The organism is Pengzhenrongella sicca (assembly GCF_017569225.1).
Classification (GTDB): domain Bacteria; phylum Actinomycetota; class Actinomycetes; order Actinomycetales; family Cellulomonadaceae; genus Pengzhenrongella; species Pengzhenrongella sicca.
This window is the reverse complement of sequence record NZ_CP071868.1, coordinates 3,749,200-3,773,319: the sequence shown is the minus strand read 5'-3', so window position 1 is coordinate 3,773,319 and position 24,120 is coordinate 3,749,200. Positions and strand designations below refer to the sequence as shown.

Below are 24,120 nucleotides of genomic sequence, written 5' to 3'. Positions count from 1 at the left end.
GGTTACGCCCGATCCGGGGCCGACGCCAGCTGTGCGATATGCCCGGCTGCGGCCTCGGCGAACACGCGCTCCAGGTTGCAGCTCTCCGAGACCCGTTCCCAGCCGTCGGAGCCAGCGCGGTAGTGCCCCGACGAGAACTCGGCGGCGCCGGGCCCGAAGTTGACGCACTGGAACTCGAGCAGGTGCGGGGCGATGCCGTGCGCCGGGTCGTACGCGATGTCGAGCGAGCAGAAGGGTGAGCCGAGGGCGTCCGACCACTGCTGGGCCGCGTCGAGCAGGTCGACGTCGACCGCCGGGACCGGGGTGAAGTCGAGCCGGCCGCCCCCGCTCGCCCGGAAGTCGTTCGGCCTGTTCGCGCGCCGGATCACGTAGTAGCGCTCCCCGTAGCGCAAGACCTTGTGATCGCCCACGAGGCCGGGGAGGAACTGCTGGGCCACGATCGGTCGGCGGTGCAAGGACCTGGGGACGTAGCCGGGGCGGGCGACGCGACGGGCGACCTCGGACAGGAGCTCGCGCGGCCGCACCGACCGAGTGAGCCGCCGCGCGGCGCGCAGGCTCTCGCGGCGGCCGGTCACGAGGGTGACGCCTCGGGAGCCTGCGCCGCTGGCCGGCTTGAGGACCGTGGGCCGCGCCGGCAGCTCGTCGAGCGCCGCCCGGAAGTCTTCCAGCGTGCCGAAGGAGCGGGACGCGAGCTGGCCGGGAGCGTCGCCGAGGCGGGCCTGCCGGACGACCTCCATCATCACCTTGTCGTGATGGGCGAGCAGGAGCTCGGGCTCGGGGATCGGCAGCGCGCCCGCGAGGCGAAGGCCGATGACCTGCGCCTCGATGTAGCGCTTGTAGTGCGCGCCGATGTCCTCAGACGAGGTGTACAGCACGAACGTGCCCTCGAGGTCGTCGCGGGCGAGGTCGAGGTCGGCGAAGCCCTGCACCTGCACGTCGCACCCTCGTGCGGTGAGCTCCGCGGCGATGCGCTCGACGTCGAGGCTGCACAGGGTTGCGATGTTGCGGTAGGCGGACCAGAAGGCGCCGCGGTAGTCGACGAGCAGGAGCACCTTGCTCATCGCCGCTCCGCTCCCGTGCCCGCCGGTCCGGCTGAGCCCAGCAGCTCGAGATGCTGCTTGAGTTGGGCGGGTGTGAACCGGTCGCGCACGATCCTCGCCGGGGAGCCGGCGACGATCGTGAAGGCGGGGACGGGCCGGGTGACGACGCTTCCCGCGCCGACGACGGCGCCCCGGCCGACCGTCACGCCCTGCAGGACGATCGCCCGGGTGCCGATCCACACGTCGTCCTCGATCACGACCCCGCGGTCGTGCTGGGGCGACTTCATCTCGTCGGTGACTGCGATCATGGCGACCCCCGGGAGGTCGAAGCGGTGGTTCCCCCCGCGGACCGTGACCTCCGGCCCGAACATCACGTCGTTCCCGATCCGGATCGTCGACCGGGTGGCGACGAGGATCGGTCGGTAGCCGAGGTTGACCCGGTCGCCGACGGAGATCGACTCGAAGCTGTAGACGCCGTCGGGGTCGAAGACGAAGTCCCGCCCGTGGCTCGCGAACCGGCCGACCAGCGCCGCCCGCTTCACCGCGCGTCGGGCACGCGTGGCGTGCTGCGGGGCGACGTACAGCAGGCGCGCGCACCGCTCACCAGTCGTCGGCCTCATGCCGCTCGCCACGTCACGTCGCCGCCTGTCGGTAGTCGATCCGCGCCCGCTTTCCAGACAATCACGAGAACGGCGAGGATGCCAGCAATCGCCCTCCGCATCGGGTCACCCCTCCTGACGTCCGTCGTCGGACCGGTTGTCGTCGAAGAGCTCGCGCAGCCGGGCGTCCTTCTCCGCCCCCGAGAGGTGCCCGAGGCCGAGCGACTTGGCCTTCATCTTCTCGAGGTACTCGTCCGTCGACGAGATGCGACGCGCGGGCGACCCGCCGACCACGCTGTTGTCCGGCACGTCGCGAGTGACGACGGCGCCGGCGCCGACGATGCTCCCGTCGCCGATCCGGACGCCGGGGAGGATGAGGGCGCGAAGCCCGAGGAACACGTCGTTCCCGATCGTGATGGGCGCTGTCCACTCCAGGTCGGGGACCCTCTTGCGCAGGACGATGGTGGCGCCGTCGTGGGTGATGAACTGCACCCCGGCGGCGACGTAGACGTTGTCCCCGAACGTCACCAGCCACGGTTCCGAGCCGAACATGTCGCGGGTCATGCCGTAGAACCGCACCTTGCCGTTCAGCCGTACCCCGATCGACCGGGCGAACGCCTCCGGGTCGCGGGCGGCGCTCAGGCGATCGCGGATCGCCCGGCTCGTTGCTCGAAGCGGGAGCTTCACGATTCCTCCATCAGGTGCGGCGGGTGCGGCGAGGGCGCGGGTGGGACCCCGCGCCGGAACGTGCTGCGGTATCCGGCGGCCGCGGCTGGCCAGATGATCAGGGCGTAGCCCAGCGCGCTCACGCCGGCGACCCCGGCGACGCCGAGCGGCCCGGCGACGAGGAGCTTCGCCGGGATGGACACGACCAGGTAGACGAACCAGCCCACGAGCTGGGGCGCGATGCGGCCGGCCGCGTTCTGCACCATGAACAGCGGCGCCGCGGTCGAGAGCAGGAACCACCACGCCCCGAGGGCCACGAAGAGGCCGGTCGAGGCGGCGATGTCGGAATGCAGCCAGACGTCGAGCACGCGGCCGCCGAAGGCGACCAGGAAGAGCACGGGCAGGAGGACGGCCGCCCCGGACAGCAGGCTCATCCGGGTGGCCGTGCGCCGGACCCACTGGAAATCCCCGCGGGCGAGCGCCTCGCCGTTCGCTGGCCACAGGGGAAGGTTCACGAGCGTCGCCAGCAGGCCGATGGCGGTGAAGAGCCGGGCGGGCACCGTGTACTCGGTCACGGCGGCGAGGCCGAGAGAGTGCGCGATGACGAGGCTGTCGGCGTTCAGGGCGACGGCGGTGACGATCGAGAGGATGAAGAACAGCCCGCCGAGCCTGAACAGCTGGCTCGCCGCGGCGCGGTCGACCGAACGCCTGGTCGGTCGCAGCCGTCGCAGCGGTCGGCCGTAGACCCAGGCGCTGGCCGCGACGTTGGTGAGGACGGGTCCGGACACGGCGGCGGCGATGACCAGGGTCGGGTCGAGGTCCGCCGCGACGGCCGCCACCGCGAGGCTCGCCGACAGCAGGCTGCCCGCGGCGAGCCAGGCGTTGCTCTGGGCGACCTGCTGGTAGGCGTACTGCGCGCGCTGGACCAGCGACAGCGGGATGTTCACCAGGAAGGCGGTCAGGCAGATCACGACCACGAGGCGGGTGTCCTGCTGGACCTGCGGGTCGGTGACGTTGAACAGTCGCGACCAGGGGACGACGCCCGAGGCGGCCCAGAGCAGTCCGGTGATCGCGGTGCAGACGGGCACCAGCACGGCGTAGGCGCTCGAGACGTACGTCCGGGCCAGCGTCCAGTCGTTCGACGCATGGCAGGGCGCGAGCTTGGTGAGCAGACCGTTGCCCAGGCCGAGGTCCGCCCAGTACGCCATGCCGGCGAGCGCGGCGACGGCCATCCACAGCCCGTACAGCTCAGCTCCGAGGTAGTTGAGCGTGACCGGGATGAGCACGATGGGCGCGATCGCCGACGCCCCGCGGCTGAGGATCGACGTGCCGATCCCGGCGATCAGCCGCCGGGTGCGCTCGCGGCCACGCCGGGTCTCCGGGCTCGCCTCGCTCGCGACGTCAGGCACGGCGCGGGCTCACGTCGAGGGGTCTCTCAGCCCGGACCAGTCGCGGTGCCGCCGCGCGGTCGAGAGGATGAAGCTCACCGTCCGTTGCGAGGTGTTGGTGATCAGGTAGTCCGCCGGGGTCCGCTCGCTCACGCCGCTGCCGGGCCCGGCGCCGGTCGCCGCAATCGCGAGCGTCACGGCGGCGACGACGTCGCCCGCGTCCAGCCCGGTCATCACGATCCCGCCGGTGTCGAGCGCCTCGGGGCGCTCGATCGAGTCGCGCAGGGTGATCGCCGGGAAGCCGAGGATCGTGGACTCCTCCGCGATGGTGCCCGAGTCGGAGAGCACGCACGCCGCGCCGAGCTGCAGGCGGTTGAAGTCGTGGAAGCCGAACGGCTCGTGGAACACGATGCCCTCCGGTGCGGCCCAGCCCGGCAGCGCCTCGAGCCGCTTGCGCGTGCGCGGGTGGGTCGAGACGTACAGCGGCAGGCCCCAGCGTTCGCGCACCGCGACCAGGCACTCGAGCAGCAGCCGCAGCCGCGCGGGCGAGTCGACGTTCTCCTCGCGGTGGGCGCTCACCAGGAAGTAGCCGCCGGCGGTCAGCCCGAGCCGGTCCAGCACGGTCGACGCCTCGATCTGGTTCCGGTAGGCGCCGAGCACCTCGCGCATCGGCGACCCGATGAGCAGGATCCGGCGCGGGTGCAGGCCCTCGGCAAGCAGGTTGCGGCGGGCGTGCTCGGTGTAGACGAGGTTGAAGTCGGCGACGTGGTCGATCATCCGCCGGTTCGTCTCCTCCGGGACGTTCTCGTCGAAGCACCGGTTGCCGGCCTCGAGGTGGTAGACGGGGATCCGCAGGCGCTTGGCCATCACCGCGGCGATGGAGCTGTTGGTGTCGCCCAGCACGACGACGGCGTCGGGCCGCTCGGCGAGCAGCACCTGCTCGGTCTTGATCAGCGTCTCGCCGAGCACCCGGCCGAGCGACGACGTGTCCACCGCGAGCTGGTGGTCGGGCGCTCGCAGGCCGAGGTCTCGGAAGAACACCTCGTTCAGCGCGGGGTCGTAGTTCTGGCCGGTGTGCACCAGCACGTGGTCGACGGTCGCCTCGAGCAGGGCAATGACCCGCGAGAGGCGGATCAGCTCCGGCCGCGTGCCGACGATGGTCACGACCTTGAGCATCAGGTGCCGACCGCTTCGGGGAAGGTGTCGGGGGCCGCGGGGTCGAACAGCTCGTGCGTCCAGAACAGCGTGGTCAGCTCGCCCGCGCCGGTGTTGGTGATGTTGTGCGCCCAGCCGGTGGGCATGTCGACGACGACGGGCGTCTCGCCGGCGACGTCGAAGTTGACGATCTTTTCCGTGAACAGCCGGCGCAGCGAGATCCGGGCCGTGCCCGCCAGCACGACGAAGCGCTCGACCTTGCGCAGGTGGAAGTGCTCGCCGCGGGTGATCCCCGGCCGCGTCGTCGACACGAACGTCTGCCCCTGGCCGCCGTGCGCGCGCACGACCTCCACGAGGCTCCCGCGGTCGTCGGTGCGCCGGGTCAGCGCGAGGGGGTAGGACGCGGGGAAGCGCGCGGTGCGGAGCGTGTTGAACAGGTCGACGTCGAGCTCGGTCAGCAGCGGCGGGATGTCCGAGCCCGCGTACACGCGGTCGAGGTCGCGCAGCGTGCGCAGCACGGCGGCGACGGTCGTCGGGGTGCCCGCGGGCTCGATCCGGCCGGCCGGCGCGGCGAGCGCGTCGAGCAGGGTCTGCGCCGCGGCCTGCACGTGCAGCAGGTCGACCGGGCGGTCCGCGACCTGCGGCGGCTCGCCGCGCATGACGGCGTCGACGAAGGTCGCGACGAACGAGTTGTAGCGGGGCCGGCCGTGCTCACCGAACAGGTTCGGCAGCCGCACGTCGACGAGAGCCGACCCGACGTCGTCGGCCGCGCGCGCGAGCACGTCGGCCGCCGCCCGCTTGCCCCGGCCGTACGGGCTGTCGCCGCCGGCCTGGATCGAGTCGGCGAACACGATCCGCGGCGCCGACCCGCTCGCTCGCACGGCGTCGGCGACGTCGCGCGCGAGGTCGAGGTTGCCGCGCTCGACCTCGGCGTCGTCGCCCCGGTTCACCCCAGCGATGTGCACGACGGCGTCGGCGCCCCGGGCGAGGGCCGCGAGGTCCGGCCACTGCGCCCGGGTGACGGCGACGACGTCGTGCGCGGTCAGGGCCTGCAGGCGAGCGCGCGTATGCCAGCCGAGGAAGCCGCCGGCGCCCGTGAGCAGGACCTTCACCGCGCGGACCCGGCCAGCGCCTGGAACTCGGGCAGCTGGAGCAGCAGCGCCTTGGTCTGCTCGAGGTCGAGGCGCGTGGTGTTCTCCGACGTGTAGTCGTCGAAGGTGTTGGCCTCCGGCGCGCCCTCCTCGTAGTACAGCTCGTATTGCAGCGACCGGGCATCGAGCGGCACGCGGAAGTAGTCGCCCCGGTCCTGCGCCTTGACCATCTCCTCGCGCGAGAGCAGCGTCTCGTGCAGCTTCTCGCCGTGCCGGGTCCCGATCCGCTTGAGCTCCGGCGCCTCGACCCCGAGCAGGCTCGCAACCGCGCGGGCGAGCACCTCGACCGTGCAGGCCGGCGCCTTGCGCACAAAGAGGTCGCCCGGCTCGGCGTGCGTGAACGCGTACTCGACCAGCCCGACGGACTCCGGCAGCGACATGAGGAACCGGGTCATCCGCGGCTCGGTCACGGTCAGGGGCAGGCCCGCCTGGAGCTGCCGGACGAACAGGGGGATGACGGAGCCGCGCGAGTACATGACGTTGCCGTACCGGGTCAGGGACACGGTCGTGCGCGAGCCCGGGTGGCTGCGCGCGAAGGCCTGCGCGGTCTTCTCCATCAGGGCCTTGGACATGCCCATCGCGTTGACCGGGTAGACCGCCTTGTCGGTGGAGAGGAAGACGACGGCGCGCACGCCGGCCGCCGCAGCCGCCTCGACGACGTTGTGGCTGCCGAGCACGTTCGTCTTGACGGCCTGCTGCGGGAAGAACTCGCACGAGGGCACCTGCTTGAGCGCCGCCGCGTGGAACACGAAGTCGGTCCCGATGAGCGCGTCCGCGACGCTGTCGGGGTCGCGCACGTCGCCGAGGAAGAACTTCAGCCGCGAGTCGGCGAACCGGGTGCGCATGTCGTCCTGCTTCGTCTCGTCCCGGGACAGGATGTGGACCTCGCCGACGCCGCGCGTGAGGAGGTGGCCGACCATCGTCGAGCCGAAGGATCCGGTGCCGCCCGTGATCGTCACGGTGGCGCCCTGCATGGCGTCCGAGTCTGTCACCGGTCCTCCAAGCGGCCTCGCGGTCGGCCGCGCCGCCGACCGGTTCTGCTGTCCGAGTCAGGGCCAGTCTTCCACGGGCCCGGGCCCGCGGCGCTGGTCACGACGCGCTCGATCGCATCGAGGGCGGCGACCCGCGACATCGCGGCGCGCGAGTAGGCGCTCGCGCGCGCACCCATCGCGCGGCGCTCGGCCGGGGGCAGGGCGTAGGCCGCGCGGAAGGCCTCGGCGAGCCGCACCGGGTCGCCGGGCGCGCTCGCAAGGCCGAGCCCCTCGCGGGTGACGAGGTCGGCGACGTCGCCGGCCACGGTCGTGATGACCGGGATGCCGAGGGCCAGGCTCTCCTGGAGCTTCGAGGGGATGGTCACGCGGAAGATCGGCAGGTCTTTGAGTGGCACGAGCTCGAAGTCGGCGCTCCGGTGGATCGGGTGCATCAGGTCGCGGGGGACCCGCCCGGCCAGGACGACGTTGGTCGCCTTGAGGCCGCGCACGAGATCGTGGATGCGGCCCTCGGCGACCCCCGAGCCGACGACGCTCACGCGGAACCCGTCGAGATCGCGCACCAGCGCCGCCGCGCGCACGACCGTCTCGAGATCCTGGGCGTCGCCGACGTTCCCGGCGTACACGAGGTGCAGGCCCGTGCGTCCGCCCGCCGGCTCGTCAAGCCGGCCGCCGGCCGGGTCGGGCTCCGCCTCCGCCGGCCAGGCGGCCGCCGACCAGTTGAGCACCGTGACCACGCGCTCGGCCGGGGCGCCGCGCTCGACCAGCAGCCGCGCCATCCCGGGGCCGACCGCGATCGACGCCGCGGCGGACCGGTAGGTCCAGCCCAGCCACGGCGCGAGCACGGCCGCGACGGCCCGCGACAGCGCCCGGCCCCGGAGCATCGACGACCCGGTGACGGACTCCGGCCAGAGGTCCTGGACGTGCAGCACGAACGGCGTCCCCCGGGTCCGCGACCACCAGCCGGGGCCGATTGCGGCGGTCATCGGGGTCGCGTACACGTAGACGACGTCGGCGGCGCGCACGAATCGGCCGGCGGCGAGCGAGCTCGCGGCGAAGCTGGCGTAGCTGAGCAGCCGGCCGACCGCGCTGAGCGAATGGCTGATCACGAGCGGGACGCGGCGGACCTCGACGCCGCCGTCGCGCTCGCGCTCGCGGCCCCGCAGGCGCTGGCGATAGCCGGGTGCGAGCCGCCCGGCCGGATAGCTCGGGTAGCCCGTGAGCACGCGGACGTCGTGCCCGCGCTCGGCCAGGCCGCGCGCGACGTCGGCGGGGATGGGCACGGGTTCCGGCGGGTAATACTGCGTGACGACCGCGATCCTCATCGGGCCGGAACCCCCTTCACGACGGCGCCCGGCGCGACCGAGCGGGTCACGACGGCGCCTGCCCCGACGATCGCGTCGGCGCCCACCGACAGGCCCGGCAGGACCGTCGCCGCGGCGCCGACGAGCGCGCCGCTGCCGATCCGGACGGCCCCGGACACGCAGACCTGCGGGTTCAGGCGGGCGAACTCCTCGAGGACGCAGTCGTGGCCGACGACGGCGTTCTGGTCGATCTGGACGTGCCGGCCGACGAGGACGTTCGTGCTCAGGCGCGCGCCCGGCGCCACCACGACCCCCTCCGCCAGGTGCACGAGCCGGCCGATCGTCGCGTCGGGGTGGACGACGACGGGGTAGCGCACCGGGGTGCCGGCGAGGAGGTCGGCGATCCGGCGCCGGGCTGGTGCCGAGCCGATCGCCAGCACCGCGCCGAACGGGCCCGTCCGCCGGGCGAGGTCGGCGACCGTGCCGACGACGCGCTGGCCCAGCTCCTCGATCCGGTCGAGGTCGGCCCGCGCCGGGTCGTCGTCGATCACGCCGGTGACGGGCGGGAGGCCGCCGTCCGCGGCGAGCGCGTGGAGGATGCTCAGCGTCTCGCGGCCGAAACCCCCGGCGCCGACGACGAACAGCGGGCCGATCACGAGGCGGGCCCCGCGGCGCCGTGGAACTGGGCCGCGGTCGCCTCGCCCGCCGCCGAGATCCCCACCCGCCGCGCGAGGAGCGGGACCGTAGCGCGCAGGATGCGCAGGTCGCCCCGCAACGACCGGCTGTCGACGTACTCGACGTCGAGCCTGAGCTTGTCCTCCCAGCTCAGCGCGTTGCGGCCCGCGACCTGGGCGAGCCCGGTCAGGCCGGGCCGGACCTCGTGCCGCCGCGCCTGCTCGGGGGAGTACCGCTCGAGGTACTGCATCAGCAAGGGGCGCGGCCCGACGAGGCTCAGATCGCCGCGCACGACGTTCCACAGCGTCGGCAGCTCGTCGATGCTCGTCGAGCGCAGCCAGCGGCCGAGCGGTGTCAGCCGGGCCGCGTCGTCGACGAGGCCGCGCGCCGGATCGACGTCGGCCATGGTCCTGAACTTCACGAGGACGAACGGCACGCCGTCGCGGCCGGGCCGCCGCTGCCGGAACAGCACCGGACTTCCGAGGGTGCCGCGGATCGCGGCGGCCGCCGCCGCCTGGACGGGGAGGGTCACGACGGCGAGCGCGAGCGCGACGGTGAGGTCGAGCGCGCGCTTGGCGAGGTCGCGGCGGCGGCTCATCGCGCCGCCACCAGCGCGCCGCGGAGCACTTTCACGACCCGGTCGATGTCGTCGTCGGTCAGGGCCGAGCCGCTCGGCAGCGCGACCCCGCGGGCGAAGAGCCGCGACGCGATGCCCGTGCTGAACGTGCGGCTGGCCCCGAACACCGGCTGCAGGTGCATCGGCTTCCAGAGCCGCCGCGCCTCGATGTCCTCGCGCGCGAGGTCGGCGATCACCCGCTCGGGGCTGGTCGCGGTCCCGGCGGGGTCCAGCTCGATGCAGGTGAGCCAGCAGTTGTCCTCGTCGTCCCCGCGGCCCGGGCTGTCGTGGCCGATGACCCGGACCCCGTCCAGATCGGCGAGGCTCTCGACGTAGCGCGCACGGATGGCCCGGCGGCGGGACAGCATCGCGTCGAACCGGGACAGCTGGGCCCGCCCGAGCGCGGCGAGGACGTTGGACAGCCGGTAGTTGAAGCCCACCTCGGTGTGCTCGTAGTGGTCCGCCGGCTGGCGGGCCTGGGTGGACAGGTACCGGGCTCGGTCGATGAGCTGCCCGTTGTCGCTGACGAGCATGCCGCCGCCGGACGTCGTGAGGATCTTGTTGCCGTTGAACGAGAACACCGCGGCCGCGCCCTGGGAGCCGGCGGGCCGCCCGCGGTACGCCGCGCCGAAGGCCTCGGCGGCGTCGTCGAGCAGGGGGATCCCGCGGTCGGCCAGGCCGGGCACGATCTCGTCGTACTCGGCGCACCGCCCGAAGAGGTCGACGCTCATGGCGGCGACCACGCGCGTGCCCCCGGCGAGCAGCGTGTCGATGGCGTGCAGGAGCAGCTCGGGGTCGACGTTGCCGTCCAGGCGGGAGTCGACGAACACCGGCTCGGCGCCGGTGTAGACGACGGGCATCGCGGACGCGACGAACGTCATGCTCGGGACGACGACGGCGGTTCCCGGCCCCGCTCCCAGCTCGAGCAGGGCCAGGTGCAGCGCCGCCGTGCCCGACGAGAGCGCGAGCGCGTGGGCCACGCCGGCACGCTCCGCGACCTCGTGCTCGAACGCGTCGACGTGGGGCCCGAGCGGTGCGACCCAGCCCGACCGCAACGCATCGAGCACGTACTGCTCCTCGACCTCGGTCGTGTCCGCCTTCGACAGGTGCACGTGGGACATCAGACGCCGCTCGGCAGGGGGAACGTGGCCTGGCGCCGCATCACGTCCGCCGCCGTGTGCACGCTGGGCATGTCGATCGCCAGCACCTCGTCGCCGCTCAGCCGCGGCACCGGGACGCTCATGACCAGCGGGTTGCTCGTGACCCGGCGGTCCTCGCTCGAGGCGAACAGGTGCTCGCTGAGCTTCTCGCCGGTGCGCAGCCCCGTGAAGGTGATGTCGATCCCGCTGCGGCCGGAGAGCCGGATCAGGGTCCGGGCCACGTCGAGGATCTTCACCTGGTCGCCCATCTCGAGCACCATCACCTCGCCGTCCGGCCCGATGGCGGCGGCCTCGAGCACCAGCTGGCACGCCTCAGGGATGAGCATGAAGAAGCGCTCGACGTCGGGGTGCGTGAGGGTGATGGGGCCGCCGCGTTCGATCTGTGCGGTGAACACGTGCACGACGGAGCCACGCGAGCCCAGCACGTTGCCGAACCGCACGGACACGTACCGACCCGGCTGGGTGCGTGCGTAGTTCGCGGTCAGCCGCTCGGCCACGCGCTTGCTGTAGCCGAGCATGCAGGTCGGGTCCGCGGCCTTGTCGGTCGAGATGTTCACGAACGTCCCGACGCCCGACTCGGCGGCCGCCGCGAGCACGTTGAGCGTGCCGAGCACGTTGCTCTTCCACGCCTCGAGCGGATAGGTCTCGAGCAGGGGCAGGTGCTTGAGGGCCGCGGCGTGGAACACGAGGTCCGGGCGCGTGCGCTCGAAGACCGTGCGCAGGCAGTCGAGGTCGCGGATGTCGGCGAGGATCGTGTCGTCCCCGGTGAGCAGGCCCTCGCCCGACAGGCTGAGCTGCGTGGTCTGCAGCCCGGTCTCGTCGCGGTCGAGCAGGTAGAGCTTGGCCGGGCCGAAGCGCGCGATCTGCCGGCACAGCTCGGACCCGATGGAACCGCCCGCGCCCGTGACGAGCACGGACCGCCCCGCGAGCTTCTCGGCGATGGCCGTGGTGTCCAGCGAGATCGGCCGCCGCCCGAGCAGGTCGTGCAGGTTCACGTCCCGCAGGTCGTGGACCGTGGGCTGCTCGCCGATGATCTCCAGCAGCGGCGGCAGGATCAGCACGTCCAGCCCTGCGGCCTCGGCCTGGTCCGTGAGCTCGCGGATCAGGGGGGCGTCGGCCTGCGGCAGCGCGACGACGAGCGTGCTCGCGTTCTGCCGGCGCGCGACGGCCTCGATGGACTCGCGCGTGCCGCGCACCCGGACGCCGTCGATGTGCAGGCGGCGCTTGGTGCGGTCGTCGTCGAGCAGGGCGACGGGGAAGTAGCCACCGCGGGGGTCGCGCACCATGCTGCGCACGAGGTGCCGGCCCGCCTCGCCGGCGCCGAACACGATGACGCGCTTCTGGTTGGCGCGCGACGCGAGCCGGTGGTCGCGCCAGCTCCGGATGACGAACCGGACCGCGAACATGCCCGCCAGCGCGAGCGTGCCCGCGACCACCGGCACGCTGCGGGGGACCACCAGCGGGTCGGCGAGCAGCGCCCAGACGGTGAGCCCCGCGCAGGTGACGGCGACGGTGCGCGCGATGTCGATGGACTCCTCGAACGAGCCGCGCTGGTGCCCGACCGCGTACGGCCCGAGGAAGGCCCCGACCACGAGGTGCCCGGCGACGGCGGCGAGCGCGAACTCGAGCGTCGTGCGCTCGAGCAGCGGCGTGGACACGAAGTCGAATCGCAGCCACACCGCGCCGAAGATGGCCATGAACCAGAGGCTTGCGTCGATGAGCGCCCAGGCCCAGCGATGGAGCCGGTCTCGACGACGAGCTGCCCCAGATTTCACGACGATCTCCACGGTCACGAGAGAGTTGTCACGGCGGTGCGCAAAGAAGTCAAACCCCATTGTTTCGGACTAGCGTAGCCCAGTGCCGCTCGAACGGGTGAAACGCGGCCACCGGCGAATGCGAACCGCACCCGCCAGCGATGGCCCGATCCGGGGCGTTTCGTGCGTAAATGTCCTGTTCATCTGCCCGCCGGGCGCAGGTCGCCGCGGACGCCGCCCGGCTGTGACACTCTTTCGCCCGGCACCACAGGGTGGACGGTGTGCTTTACTCGTTCCTCGTCCAGATTCCGACATCGCCGGACAAACCGGCGGCGGACGAACCCGGCCCTATGGTGCGCCGATCCCTGACACTCGAACTCGTTGGAGGAACGTCATGCGTATCTCGGTCATCGGCTGCGGATACCTCGGAGCGGTGCACGCCGCCGCGATGGCCAAGCTCGGGCACGACGTCGTCGGCGTCGACGTCGATGCCGCGAAGGTCGACGACCTCGCGAACGCTCGTGCCCCCTTCTTCGAGCCGGGCCTGCCCGAGCTGCTTGCGGAGTCCAGCGCGAGCGGCCGGCTGCGGTTCACCACCGACATGAGCGAGATCGCGGGCTCGCAGGTGCACTTCCTGTGCGTGGGCACCCCGCAGAAGCGCGGCGAGTTCGGGGCCGACCTCGGCTACGTCAACAGCGCGTTCGACGCGATGCTCGCGCACATCAGCCCCGGCGACGTCATCGCGGGCAAGTCCACCGTTCCCGTCGGCACGGCCGAGAACCTCGCCGAGCGCCTCGGGGTCGCCGAGCCGGGTGCCGTGCTCGTGTGGAACCCGGAGTTTCTGCGCGAGGGCTTCGCGGTCAAGGACACGCTGCACCCCGACCGGCTCGTGTACGGCCTGCCGGACGGGGCGCCCGGCGAGCACGCGAAGGCGCTGCTCGACGAGGTGTACGCGACCCCGCTGAGCGAGCACATCCCGCTCGTGGTGACTGACTACGCGACCGCGCAGCTCGTGAAGGTGGCCGCGAACTCCTTCCTGGCCACCAAGATCTCCTTCATCAACGCGATGGCTGAGCTGTGCGAGGCGACCGGCGCGGACGTCACGAGCCTCGCCGACGCGATCGGGCACGACGCGCGCATCGGCCGCCGGTTCCTCAATGCCGGCCTCGGCTTCGGCGGCGGGTGCCTGCCCAAGGACATCCGGGCGTTCATGGCCCGCGCGGGCGAGCTCGGCGTCGACCAGGCGTTGTCGTTCCTGCGCGAGGTCGACTCGATCAACATGCGCCGACGCGTGCGCATGGTCGACCTGGCCCGCGAGGTCTCGGGCGGCTCGATCGTGGGCCGCCGGATCGCCGTGCTCGGCGCCGCGTTCAAGCCCAACAGCGACGACGTGCGCGACTCGCCGGCGCTGTCCGTGGCGGCGCAGATGCAGCTCCAGGGCGCGCACGTCGTGGTCACCGACCCGCAGGCGATCGGCAACGCGCGCAAGAAGTGGCCCGACCTGTCCTTCGCCGACACCGCCGAGGAGGCCGCGACGGGCGCCGACGTCGTGCTGCTCGCGACGGAGTGGGACGAGTACCGCGAGATCGATCCCGAGAAGCTGGCCCTCGTCGTGCGCGAGAAGCGCGTGCTCGACGGCCGCAACGGGCTCGACCCGGAGCTGTGGCGCGCGGCGGGCTGGACCTACCGGGCCCTCGGGCGCCGTTGAGGGCCGCCCCGAGCACGGTCGGCGTGGGCGCTCGCTGCCTCGCCGCCGGGCTCGGGGTGGTCGTCCTGATGGCGGGCTGCGCGGCCGGGCCGACGCCGTCGCCGTCATCGCCGACGACGCCGGCACCGACCTCGTCGCCAGCCGCGCCGCCGGCGTCGGCCGGACCGGGAGTTCCCGGCGAGTACGCGGCCGAGCTGGTGGCGGGGACCGACGCTGCCCGAGCGGACGAGGGGCTGCCGGCGCTGGCGCCCTCGGCGTGCGCGCAGGCCGCGGCGCTCGAGCGGGCCGCCGCGCTGGTCGGCGCGGCCGAGCTCACGCACGCGTCGCTCGCCGGGGTGATCGCTGCGTGCGCGCCGGCGACGACCGCGGCGGAGAACCTCAGCCGGGCCACCGCGGCGCCGGCCGAGGTGCTCGCGGCGTGGCTGGACTCACCCGGGCACCGGGCCAACCTGCTCGACCCCGACCTGACCGAGCTCGGGATCGGCTGCGTCCCCGACGGCGCCGAGATGCTCTGCAGCCAGGTCTACCTCGGCCCGTAGTCGCGGGCCGGTGCGTCAGCCGCGGGTCGACGCGGGCGTGCGCGCGAGCGCGAGCGGGAGCGGGCGCCGATGACGGCGGCGCCGACGACGGCGCCCAGGGTGTTCGCGAGCACGTCCCGTCCCGTCGCGAAGCGGTCGGGGCGCGTGAGCGCCTGCGCGAGCTCGGCGAGCACCGACAGGCCGAACCCGCCGAGCGCGGCGACCCACCACGGCCGCCGGTAGAGCTCGAGCGCCAGCAGCAGGCCGACGGGCACGAAGAGCACGACGTTGGCCGCGAACTCGACCTGGTCGTACCCGACCCAGGCCGGCAGGCCGTGCCCGTGCAGCCACCCCAGCGCCCGCAGGAGCGTGTCGTTGACGCCCGCGTCGACGGGAGTGGGCCAGCCGAGCACGAAGACGAGCGCCACGAGGTACGCGGCGAGGATGGCGCCCGTGACCCGCCGGTGGCGGGGGAGCCAGGTGGCGGACGTCATCGGACCAGGGTACGCAGCGGCGCTTTCGCGCCGCTCCAGCGCGCCGATCCCGCGCGCCGCGCCTGCGGGTCGAGCCCGCGCGCCGGGATCTGCGGGTCGAGCCCCCGCGCGCCGGGGTCCGCGGGCCGGGCCCGCGCGCCGGGCCCGCGGAACCCGAAGCGGCTCGCATTATCCTTACCTGAGGTAATGACGTAAGGTAAGGACATGTCCACCCCCACGCGTCTCGCACCGGCCGTCGCGCCGTCGTCGGCCACCGTGAAGCCGGCCCAGTGCCGGCCGGGCACGCTCGCGGGGGAGCTGCGCATCTCCCTGCTGCGGGCGAGCCGGCGGCTGCGCATGGAGCGCAGCAGCACCGAGATCACCGACGGCCAGTACTCCGTGCTGCACGCGCTGGCCAAGCTCGGGCCGCTGACGCCCGGCGCGCTCGCCGAGCGCGAGCACGTCCAGCCGCCGCAGATCACCCGCACGGTCGCCGCCCTGGTCGAGGCGGGACTGGTCGCGCGCGGCGTGCACCCGACCGACAAGCGGCAGGTGCTGGTGACCATCACCGAGGCCGGTGAGCAGGAGGTCCGCGAGACGAAGCGTCGTCGCGAGGCCTGGCTCGCCCAGCGCCTCAAGGACCTGACCCTGGCCGAGCGCACCGTCTTGGCCGAAGCAACCGAGATCCTCCGGAGAATTTCTACCTCGTGAGTCCTACCTTTTCCTCTTTGCGGTACTTCAACTACCGGCTCTGGTTCGCCGGGGCGTTCGTCGCGAACGTCGGCACGTGGATGCAGCGCGTGGCCCAGGACTGGCTCGTCCTGACGGTGCTCTCCGACAACTCGGGCATCGCCGTCGGCATCGTCACTGCGCTGCAGTTCGTGCCCGTGCTCGGGCTCTCGGCCTGGGCCGGCGTGCTCGCCGACCGCGTCAATCGCCGCAAGCTGCTCATCCTCACGCAGTCCGCGCTCGCGGTGCTCGCGCTGGGCCTCGGCGGGCTCACGCTCTCGGGCCGGGTCGAGCTGTGGCACGTCTACATCTTCGCGACGCTGCTCGGGATCGTCTCGGCGATCGACAACCCGGTCCGCCAGGTGTTCGTCTCGGAGATCGTGCCGGCCGCGAAGCTCCCCAACGCCGTCGGACTCAACAGCGCGTCGTTCCACGCCGCGCGGCTCGTCGGCCCCGGCGTGGCGGGCCTGCTCATCGCCTTGGTCGGCACGGGTCCGGTGTTCATGATCAACGGCGTGTCGTTCATCGGCACGATCTTCGCGCTCACGCAGATGCGCCTGGGCGAGCTGCGCGCCTCCCCGCGCGTGCAGCGCGAGAAGGGCCAGATCCGCGCCGGGCTGCGGTACGTGCGCCGGCGCACCGACATCATCGTCATCATGGTCGTCGTCGGCGTCGTGTCGACATTTGGCCTGAACTTCCAGCTCACGAGCGCGCTCATGGCGCGCACGGAGTTCGACAAGGGCGCCGGGGCGTACGGCATTCTCGGCTCGGTCATGGCGATCGGGTCGCTCGGCGGGGCGCTGCTGGCGGCCCGGCGCGAGCGGCCGCGCGTGCGGCTCGTGATCGGCTCGGCGTTCGCGTTCGGGATCACGAGCGGCGTGATGGCGCTCATGCCGACGTACCCGACGTTCGCGATCGCGTGCATCCCGGTCGGCCTGGCCTCGCTGACGATGATGACGGCGGCGAACTCGACGATCCAGACCACGACGGACCCCGCGATGCGCGGGCGCGTGATGGCGCTGTACATGATCGTTTTCCTCGGGGCGACCCCGATCGGCTCGCCGCTGGTCGGCTGGATCGGCGAGGTCTACGGCGCCCGGTGGGCGATCGGGATCGGGTCGATCCTCTCGCTCGTCGTCGCGAGCGGCGCGGCCGTGTGGGCCGTGCGCAACTGGCACCTCGAGGTGCGCTACCGCGTGCGCAGCCGCCCGCACCTGCGCGTGACGTACCTGGACTCGCTGCCGGGCTCACCCGCGGAGCTCGCCGCCCGCCGCGACGCCGAGCGCCGAATCCGGGAGCACGAGCTGCAGGACGCGACGAACGCAGCCTGACGCGGCGATCGGTGTTCGGTCCGCGCGGAGCATGTGGCTGATGGGGCAGGAGTGGCCTCCTGGGACGTCCCAGCATCCCCTCTAGCACCACGGGTCACGTGCTCCGCGCGGAGGGGCCGGCCACCGGGGATCCACGCCGCCGCCGGGGCGAACCTGGCTGACGCGCGAGTGACTGCTGGGGCGGGTGTGACGGGAGGTGCAGCACGCCTGCCACCTGCGTCACATCAGTCCCCTGCGCGTCGGGCAGGGTCACCCAAGCAGCGCCTCGCTGGGGCGGCGGGTACGGCGGGGGTCGCGCCGGCGAGTTCCCGCCCCATGGCGCTCCGCCCGCGCGGAGTGTGGGGCCAATGTGGCCGGATCGGCCTCCTGGGACGTCCCAGCATCCCCTCCAGCACCACGGGTCACGTGCTCCGCGCGGACGGCCGCTGGCGCCGCGGGATTCGCCGCCGGCTCCCAACGATCGCGGCGCTGGCGGGGTGGCTCGTCTTCCTGCCCCTGGCGGCGCTGAGGGCTGGCTGTTCGACCACGGCGGCATCGCGCTGCTCTCCGCGCCGGTGGTGGCGCTCGCGTCCGCGGCCGGGCGGATCGCCTCGTGGTGGGTTCCGACAGCTGGCGCTCTTGCGTCGCGGCAATGAGTGACTGTACAGTCACTCTCATGTCCTCCCTCAGCACCGCCGAGCTGCGCATCCCCGTCGTCACCGCCAGTGCGGTGCGCGAGTTCTCGCGCGGCGGCTACCGCGGCACGACGATCGCGGACGTGGCGCACGCGGCCGGCATCTCGCCCGCCTACGTCTTCAAGCTGTTCCCCAGCAAGGAGAGCCTGTTCGTCGCGGCGCTCGAGGACTGCTTCCGGCAGATCGTCGAGACGCTGACCGTCGGCGCCGAACGGGCGGGGGACACCAGCCCGGACGGCATCCTGGACGCGATGGGCGGTGCCTATGCGGAGCTCATCAGAGACCGTTCGCTCCTCATGCTTCAGGTTCACGCCCAGTCGGTCGCCGACATCCCGGAGATCGGGCAGGCGCTCCGCGCTGGCATGGCCGCGATCGTCCAGCTGGCCAAGGCCCGGTCGCGCGCGAGCGACGGCGCAGTCCAGCACTTCGTCGCCTACGGGCAGCTGTGCCACCTGATCGTCACCGCGGGCATCGACGACGTCCCCGAGGAGTGGGCGTCGATCCTCTCCGCGGGCATCCGGCACCCTCGCTAACCGCAGTTCGCTCGGCCCAGCGGGTCCGTCACGTTGAGCGCGCGCATCCGTACGTCTCGCCATCAGTGAGTGTACAACCACTCTCTCACCCGAAGGAGCATCCGATGTCCGATCAGCCCACCCTCGCCCCCGCGACGCGCAGTACCCCGCGGTCCGTGCTCGTCTCCGCCTGGTCCGTCCCGATCATGGTGCTCGGCCAGTTCTCGATGCTCGCCATCGTGCCGGTGGTCCTCGTGCTCGTCGGCACCATTCGCCGCCCGAGCCTGCGAGCGCTGCGGCCGTACGGCGTCGTCCTCGCCGCCGTCTACGCGACCCCGCTCGTCATCTGGATCCTGCGCCCCGACCGCGCACAGAGCCTGTCAAAGGACATGCACCCTGCGTTCATGGCCCTCATCGTCGCGGCCGCCGCCGCGCTGCTCGTCAAGCTCTACACCCGCAAGAGCTGACCCCGCCACCAACTCCCGCGACGCCCCCGGCCACCCCCGTAGAAGGAGAGATCATGCCCACCGCAGCGCGTATGACCGAAGTCGTGATGCCGCACCTGATCGAGCCCGACGGCCTGCTGATCCAGGACCGTGACCTGCCCGCTCCCGCGCCGGGCCAGGCGCTGGTCCGGGTCGAGGCGACGGGAGTGTCCTTCGCCGAGCAGCAGATGCGCCGCGGCAAGTACTACGACCAGCCGTCGTTCCCGTTCGTCCCGGGGTACGACTTCGTCGGCACCGTCGAGGCGACCGGCGACGGCGTCGACCCCGCGATGGTCGGCACCCGAGTGGCCGCCGTGGTGAAGACGGGCGGGTGGGCCTCCCACGTGCTGACCGACGCGGCGCACCTGGTCCCGGTGCCCGCGGGCATCGACCCGGCGGACGCCGAGACGGTCATCGTGAACGGGATCACGGCCTGGCAGATGCTCCACACGATCGCGAAGGCGCAGCGCGGCCAGACCATCGTCGTGCTCGGCGCGAACGGCGGCGTCGGGTCGACGCTCGTGCAGCTCGCCGTCGACGCCGGTCTCACGGTCATCGGCACCGCCGCGCCCCGGCACCACGACCAGGTCCGGAGCCTGGGCGCCATCCCCGTCGACTATCAGGCCCCGGACCTGCCGGCCCGCCTACGCGAGCTGGCGCCCGACGGCGTCGACGCCGTGTTCGACCACGTCGGCGGGACCGGGCTCCAGGACTCCTGGCGGCTGCTGCGCCGGGGTGGGACGCTCGTCTCGTACGGCTCCGCGGCGACCAAGGACGCCGCGGGCACGTCTCAGCTGCCCGTGTTCGCCCTGTTCATGCGCGTCCTGCTGTGGAACATCCTGCCCAACGGTCGGCGGGCGCGCTTCTACAACTTCTGGGCCGGCAAGCGCAACCCGACCCGCTTCTACCGGCGCCTGCGCGACGACCTGACGCAGGTGCTCGGCCGGCTCGCCGCCGGCACCCTCGAGCCCCAGGTTGCGGCGCGGCTCCCGCTTGTCGAGGCCGGCCGCGCGCTGGCGCTCGCGGAGTCCCACACCGTGGCGGGCAAGGTGGTGCTCGAGCCCTGACCCCCGGCCGGCCCGGTCCGGGTGCTACCGCGCGGGCCGACCCCTCGGGTGTCCTCGCGCAGGAAGGTCCGTCCGCGCGGAGCGCGTGACGCGAGTGGCCTGAGTCGTCCAACGTGACGTCCCAGCAATCCCACGGGCACCACCAGTCACGTGCTCCGCGCGGGCGGGCAAACCTGCCCGATGCGCGAGGGATGAGTGGTGCTCGAGCCCTGAGCCCTCCCGCTGGGGTGCTACCGCGGGCTGCGGACCACGCGCACCTCACCGGCCGGGACGACGATGCTCCCCTCGACGGCCGCGTCGGTGAGGAGCTCGTGGCCGTCGACGTCGGCCGTCGCGGGCTTCTCGCCGTGATTGATCAGGAAGACGAATCGATCGGCGTCGCTCTCTCGGACACCGATCTCGAGGTCCGGGTCGCGGCCCGCGAGCTCCGGGGCCGCGATGAGGTCGTTGACGAGGGCGTCGATCGCCCCGCCGCTGAGCCCGGCGGACACGTAGACCGCCCGGCCGCCGCCTTCGAGCGTCCTGAGCGTGATCGCCGGTTCTCCGTCGAGGTGCCCGCCGCGATAGCGGGCGAGCGGCTGCGCGGAATCGGTGTGGACGTGCTCCGTCCACTCCGCCCCGCCCCAGCCGTTGTCCAGCTCGAACGTCTCACCCTCTTGAAGGGGGTAGAACTCCTCCGTCCAGGCGCCGAGGACGTCCCGGAACGCCCCGGGGTAGCCGCCGAGCCGGACGTGGTCGTTCTCGTCCACGATTCCCGAGAACGCCGTCACGATCAGGGTCCCCCCGGCGGCGACGAAGTCGGCGGCGCGCGCGGCGGTGTCGTCGGACACCACGAACAGCTGGGGGACGACGAGGGTCTCGTAGTCGCCGAAGTCGTGCCACGGCGGGATCACGTCGATGCCGTCGCCGCGCCGCCAGAAGGCGGCGTGCCAGGCGCGGACCGTCGCTCCGTAGGGCAGGAAGTTGTTCGGCTTCACGCCCGCGCGCATGGCCCAGCCGGCCTCGTTGTCGAAGAGGATGCCGACGCTTGCGCGCCGGACCCGCGAGCCCAGCACCGGCGCGAGCCGCTGCAGGTAGCCTCCGAGGGTCGCGACCTCGCGGAAGATCTTCGTGTTCGGTCCGGCGTGGGGAACCATCGCCGAGTGGAACTGCTCCGCGCCGGCGCGAGACGCCCGCCACTGGAAGAACATGACGCCGTCGGCGCCGTGCGCGACGTGGCTGAGGGAGTCGCGGATGAGCTCGCCGGGCTTCTTCGCGCGGTTGCGCGGTTGCCAGCTGACGGCGCTCGTCGAGTGCTCCATCAGGAGCCATGGGCGCCGGTCCGTGGTGAGCGAGCGCATGCGGTCGCCGGAGAACGCGACGTCCTGCTGGGGCAGGGCGTCGGACGAGCGCGTGTAGTGGTCGTTCGCGACGATGTCCATGTGGGGTGCCCAGCGCGGGTAGTCGACCGCGTCGGGCTCCGCCCCGACCATGAAGTTGGTCGTGATCGGCAGGCCGGGCGTGATCTCGGCGAGGAGCGCCCGCTCGGCGAGGTAGTGGGCGAGCAGCTCGTCCGAGGAGAAGCGGTCGAAGTCGAGCATGAGCGACGGGTTCTTCGCGTCGTTCCCGCGCGGGGGCAGCACCTGCTCGATGTCCGAGAAGTGGTGGCCCCAGAACGCCGTGCCCCACGCGGCGTTGAGCGCGTCGAGCGTGCCGTACTTGGTCATCAGCCAGCGCCGGAACGCGTCCGCGGACACGTCGCAGTAGCAGTGACCGTTGCCGCCGCCGAGCTCGTTGCTCACGTGCCACATCACCACGTGGTCGCGAGCGCCGTAGCGCTCGGCGACGGCGCGGACGATGCGCAGCGCGTGGGAACGGAAGTCCGGGTTGCTGGGGCACCAGCCGAGCCGGGCCCCGGCCCAGTGCCGGGTCATGTCCTGGTCGACCGGCGGGAACTCCGGGTGCGCGGCGAGGAGCCAGCTCGGGGGAGCCGCCGTCGGCGTCGCCAGATCGATGGCGATGCCGCCCGCCTCCAGGAGGTCGACGATCTCGTCGAACCACTCCCAGTCGTACACGCCCTCGGCCGTCTCGAGCAGGCCCCAGGAGAAGATGCCGAGCGAGACCATGGTGACGCCGGCCTCCCGCATGAGCGCGACGTCGTCGCGCCAGGCGGAGCGGTCCCACTGCTCGGGGTTGTAGTCCCCGCCGAAGCTGAGGCCCGCTGTCGGCCAGCTCTGATCGGTGTGTGATGTGGTCATCCCTTGACTCCTCCGGAGATCAGGTCGAGCCGCCAGAAGCGCTGCAGAAACAGCACGAGGGCGATGAGCGGAATGATCGCGACGGCGGCGCCGGTGATCGCGAGCGAGTACAGGGCGGGGGAGCCGGAGCCCTGCGTCAGCAGGGAGCTCAGCCCGACCGTGAGCGGGAAGGTGGATTGGTCCGCGAGCATGATGTACGGCAGCAGGTAGTTGTTCCAGATCCCGACGAACTGCAGCAGGAACACCGTGACCATGCCGGGCACCATGAGCGGCAGCACGATGCTGGAGAAGATCCGCCACTCGTTCGCGCCGTCGATCCGGGCAGCCTCGAGCATCTCCTGGGCGATGGCTCCGTCCGCGAAGACCTTGCACAGGTAGATGCCGAACGGGCTGATGATGCTGGGCAGGAGCACCGACCAGCGAGTCCCCGCCAGGTGCAGGTCCGACAGCAGCAGGTACTGCGGCACCGCGAGGGTGATCCCGGGGATCAGGAGACCCGCGAGCAGCGCCCCGAAGAAGATCCGCCCGCCGGCGAAGGTGAACTTGGCGAGCGCGTACCCCGCGGCGGCCGAAACGAGCGTGGACAGCAGCCCGCCGACCCCCGCGTAGAGCAGCGAGTTCAGCGCCCACATCCCGTACACGCCGTCGTTGTGCGCGAACAGGTCGCCGAGGTTGCCGAGCAGCCCCGTGCCGGGCGCGAACGTGAACGAGTTGAACAGCTCGCCGGGCGCCTTGGAGGCAGCCACGAAGACCCACGCCACGGGGATGAGGCAGTAGACGGCCCCGATCAGGAGCAGGATCGTCGGGACGACCTTCGCGCGTTGCGCCGGGCGTCGTCGCGTCGTGGCGCGTGGTGCGGTCAGGGCGGTCATGCCATTCCCCGTTGGCTCATGCGACGCACCACGGCGAGGACGGCGAGGGAGACCGCGGCCGTTCCAAGCGCGAGGATCATCGAGGACGCGGCCGCCGACGACAGGTTGTCGAGGATGAAGGCGTCGCGGTAGATCGACATGAGCGGCGCCCAGGTCGTGGAGATGCTGTTGGTCAGCGGCATGAGCATCGCCGGCTCGCCGTACAGCTGCAGGGCGCCGAGCAGCGCGAAGATCGCCGTGAGGATGAGCGCTGGCCCGACGAGCGGGACCTTGATCCGGAACGCGATCTGCAGCTCGCCGGCGCCGTCGATGCGCGCCGCCTCGACGAGCTCGTTCGGGATGCTCCGCAGGGCGGTGTAGATCACGAGCATGTTGAAACCGATGCCTCCCCAGATCGTGATGTTGGCGATGGACCCGTAGAGGCCCCCGGGCTCGAGGAACGGGATCGTCCCGAGCCCGAGCGAACGCGTCACGTACGAGAACGGGCTCGTGCTCGGCAGGTACATGAAGCCCCACATGAGCGCGGCCACGACTCCCGGGACGGCGTACGGGATGAAGATCGCCGTGCGGCCGAACCGGGTGAATCTCGTGCCCTGGGCGTCGAGGAGGAGGGCGAACAGGAGGGCGAGGCCGAGCGTCAGGGGGACCGCGATGATGCCGTAGATCGACAGGCGGCCGAGCCCGGCGACCAGGCTCTCGTCGGTGAAGACCTTCGCGTAGTTCTCGAAGCCGACGAAGACGGTCTGCTTCGTCCCGAGGATGCCTCCGCCCGTCAGACGGCGGGCGAAGAAGCTCAGGCCGAGCGCGTAGCCCAGGGGGATCACGGTGAACGCGAGGTACAGGATCATCGCCGGCGCGCTGAAGAGGTAGGGCGCGACTCTCGATCTCAGCGCCGAGTGGCGTCGTCGGGGGCGGTGCCCGTCAGTCGTCGTCGGCCCCGTCGGGGCCCGCAGCGCATCCGCGGTGTCGAGTGCGGCGTCGGTCATGATCGATCCTCTCGGGGGCTCGCCGCCGGGC

At 72.4% G+C, this 24,120-nt stretch carries 22 protein-coding genes and 1 pseudogene; 7 read left to right on the top strand and 16 right to left on the bottom strand.

The window, feature by feature from the left end; translation table 11 throughout:
* Positions 1-2: 2 nt before the first annotated feature.
* From J4E96_RS17265 to J4E96_RS17210, 12 genes and pseudogenes are all read right to left on the bottom strand, one after another.
* Positions 3-1,061 (bottom strand): ATP-grasp domain-containing protein, encoded by a 1,059-nt coding sequence (locus J4E96_RS17265; RefSeq protein ID WP_227423280.1) that lies wholly within the window; start codon positions 1,059-1,061, stop codon positions 3-5.
* Positions 1,058-1,660: an acyltransferase gene (locus J4E96_RS20340; protein ID WP_319637701.1), complete on the bottom strand. Its 603-nt coding sequence runs from the start codon at positions 1,658-1,660 to the stop codon at positions 1,058-1,060. Before J4E96_RS20340 ends, J4E96_RS17265 begins: the two co-directional genes overlap by 4 nt.
* A gap of 249 nt (positions 1,661-1,909) precedes the next feature.
* Positions 1,910-2,050, bottom strand: a pseudogene (locus J4E96_RS20465) (DapH/DapD/GlmU-related protein); the annotation flags it as partial.
* Positions 2,051-2,322: 272 nt separating this feature from the next.
* Positions 2,323-3,714: a lipopolysaccharide biosynthesis protein gene (locus tag J4E96_RS17250; protein WP_227423279.1), complete on the bottom strand. Its 1,392-nt coding sequence runs from the start codon at positions 3,712-3,714 to the stop codon at positions 2,323-2,325.
* Between the two features lie 9 nt (positions 3,715-3,723).
* Positions 3,724-4,869: a non-hydrolyzing UDP-N-acetylglucosamine 2-epimerase gene (gene wecB, locus J4E96_RS17245; protein ID WP_227423278.1), complete on the bottom strand. Its 1,146-nt coding sequence runs from the start codon at positions 4,867-4,869 to the stop codon at positions 3,724-3,726.
* The gene (locus tag J4E96_RS17240; protein ID WP_227423277.1) at positions 4,869-5,960 is read right to left on the bottom strand and encodes a polysaccharide biosynthesis C-terminal domain-containing protein; all 1,092 of its coding nucleotides are present in this window, start codon (positions 5,958-5,960) and stop codon (positions 4,869-4,871) included. The genes wecB and J4E96_RS17240 overlap by 1 nt, the downstream gene beginning before the upstream one ends.
* A complete protein-coding gene (locus J4E96_RS17235) occupies positions 5,957-6,973 on the bottom strand; it encodes a polysaccharide biosynthesis protein (RefSeq protein WP_227425815.1) in 1,017 nt (338 codons plus the stop codon). The genes J4E96_RS17240 and J4E96_RS17235 overlap by 4 nt, the downstream gene beginning before the upstream one ends.
* 14 nt (positions 6,974-6,987) lie before the next feature.
* The gene (locus J4E96_RS17230; RefSeq protein ID WP_227423276.1) at positions 6,988-8,313 is read right to left on the bottom strand and encodes a glycosyltransferase family 4 protein; all 1,326 of its coding nucleotides are present in this window, start codon (positions 8,311-8,313) and stop codon (positions 6,988-6,990) included.
* Positions 8,310-8,948, bottom strand: a complete 639-nt coding sequence (locus tag J4E96_RS17225) for a NeuD/PglB/VioB family sugar acetyltransferase (protein WP_227423275.1) — start codon at positions 8,946-8,948, stop codon at positions 8,310-8,312. Before J4E96_RS17225 ends, J4E96_RS17230 begins: the two co-directional genes overlap by 4 nt.
* Positions 8,945-9,565 (bottom strand): sugar transferase, encoded by a 621-nt coding sequence (locus J4E96_RS17220; protein WP_227423274.1) that lies wholly within the window; start codon positions 9,563-9,565, stop codon positions 8,945-8,947. Before J4E96_RS17220 ends, J4E96_RS17225 begins: the two co-directional genes overlap by 4 nt.
* A complete protein-coding gene (locus tag J4E96_RS17215; protein WP_227423273.1) occupies positions 9,562-10,704 on the bottom strand; it encodes a DegT/DnrJ/EryC1/StrS family aminotransferase in 1,143 nt (380 codons plus the stop codon). Before J4E96_RS17215 ends, J4E96_RS17220 begins: the two co-directional genes overlap by 4 nt.
* A complete protein-coding gene (locus J4E96_RS17210) occupies positions 10,704-12,440 on the bottom strand; it encodes a nucleoside-diphosphate sugar epimerase/dehydratase (RefSeq protein ID WP_227423272.1) in 1,737 nt (578 codons plus the stop codon). The genes J4E96_RS17215 and J4E96_RS17210 overlap by 1 nt, the downstream gene beginning before the upstream one ends.
* Positions 12,441-12,891: 451 nt before the next feature.
* Here J4E96_RS17210 and J4E96_RS17205 point away from each other — a divergent pair, with 451 nt between their 5' ends.
* A complete protein-coding gene (locus J4E96_RS17205) occupies positions 12,892-14,205 on the top strand; it encodes a UDP-glucose dehydrogenase family protein (RefSeq protein WP_227423271.1) in 1,314 nt (437 codons plus the stop codon).
* A gap of 23 nt (positions 14,206-14,228) precedes the next feature.
* Positions 14,229-14,744 carry a CAP domain-containing protein gene (locus J4E96_RS17200; RefSeq protein WP_227423270.1) on the top strand — a complete coding sequence of 172 codons (516 nt, stop codon included), beginning with the start codon at positions 14,229-14,231 and terminating at the stop codon, positions 14,742-14,744.
* On the opposite strand, the gene J4E96_RS17195 is transcribed toward J4E96_RS17200, so the two are convergent.
* On the bottom strand, positions 14,729-15,217 hold the full coding sequence (locus J4E96_RS17195; protein ID WP_227423269.1) for a VanZ family protein: 489 nt from the start codon (positions 15,215-15,217) through the stop codon (positions 14,729-14,731). The genes J4E96_RS17200 and J4E96_RS17195 overlap by 16 nt on opposite strands.
* A gap of 204 nt (positions 15,218-15,421) precedes the next feature.
* Between J4E96_RS17195 and J4E96_RS17190 the strand changes: the two genes are divergently transcribed.
* From J4E96_RS17190 to J4E96_RS17170, 5 genes are all read left to right on the top strand, one after another.
* Complete coding sequence (locus J4E96_RS17190; protein WP_227423268.1) at positions 15,422-15,907, top strand: MarR family winged helix-turn-helix transcriptional regulator; 486 nt, start codon at positions 15,422-15,424, stop codon at positions 15,905-15,907.
* Positions 15,904-17,256: an MFS transporter gene (locus tag J4E96_RS17185; protein ID WP_227423267.1), complete on the top strand. Its 1,353-nt coding sequence runs from the start codon at positions 15,904-15,906 to the stop codon at positions 17,254-17,256. Before J4E96_RS17190 ends, J4E96_RS17185 begins: the two co-directional genes overlap by 4 nt.
* Positions 17,257-17,911: 655 nt before the next feature.
* Positions 17,912-18,463 carry a TetR/AcrR family transcriptional regulator gene (locus tag J4E96_RS17180; protein WP_227423266.1) on the top strand — a complete coding sequence of 184 codons (552 nt, stop codon included), beginning with the start codon at positions 17,912-17,914 and terminating at the stop codon, positions 18,461-18,463.
* Between the two features lie 104 nt (positions 18,464-18,567).
* Entirely contained in the window at positions 18,568-18,909 is a 342-nt protein-coding gene (locus tag J4E96_RS17175; protein ID WP_227423265.1) for a hypothetical protein, read from the top strand.
* A gap of 53 nt (positions 18,910-18,962) precedes the next feature.
* Positions 18,963-19,994 carry a medium chain dehydrogenase/reductase family protein gene (locus tag J4E96_RS17170; protein ID WP_227423264.1) on the top strand — a complete coding sequence of 344 codons (1,032 nt, stop codon included), beginning with the start codon at positions 18,963-18,965 and terminating at the stop codon, positions 19,992-19,994.
* Between the two features lie 230 nt (positions 19,995-20,224).
* Here the strand turns inward: J4E96_RS17170 and J4E96_RS17165 are convergent, their stop codons facing one another.
* From J4E96_RS17165 to J4E96_RS17155, 3 genes are read right to left on the bottom strand one after another with little or no spacing between them, the layout of a single operon-like run.
* Positions 20,225-22,231 (bottom strand): beta-galactosidase, encoded by a 2,007-nt coding sequence (locus J4E96_RS17165; protein WP_227423263.1) that lies wholly within the window; start codon positions 22,229-22,231, stop codon positions 20,225-20,227.
* On the bottom strand, positions 22,228-23,103 hold the full coding sequence (locus tag J4E96_RS17160; RefSeq protein WP_227423262.1) for a carbohydrate ABC transporter permease: 876 nt from the start codon (positions 23,101-23,103) through the stop codon (positions 22,228-22,230). Before J4E96_RS17160 ends, J4E96_RS17165 begins: the two co-directional genes overlap by 4 nt.
* On the bottom strand, positions 23,100-24,089 hold the full coding sequence (locus J4E96_RS17155) for a carbohydrate ABC transporter permease (RefSeq protein WP_227423261.1): 990 nt from the start codon (positions 24,087-24,089) through the stop codon (positions 23,100-23,102). The genes J4E96_RS17160 and J4E96_RS17155 overlap by 4 nt, the downstream gene beginning before the upstream one ends.
* Positions 24,090-24,120 lie beyond the last annotated feature (31 nt).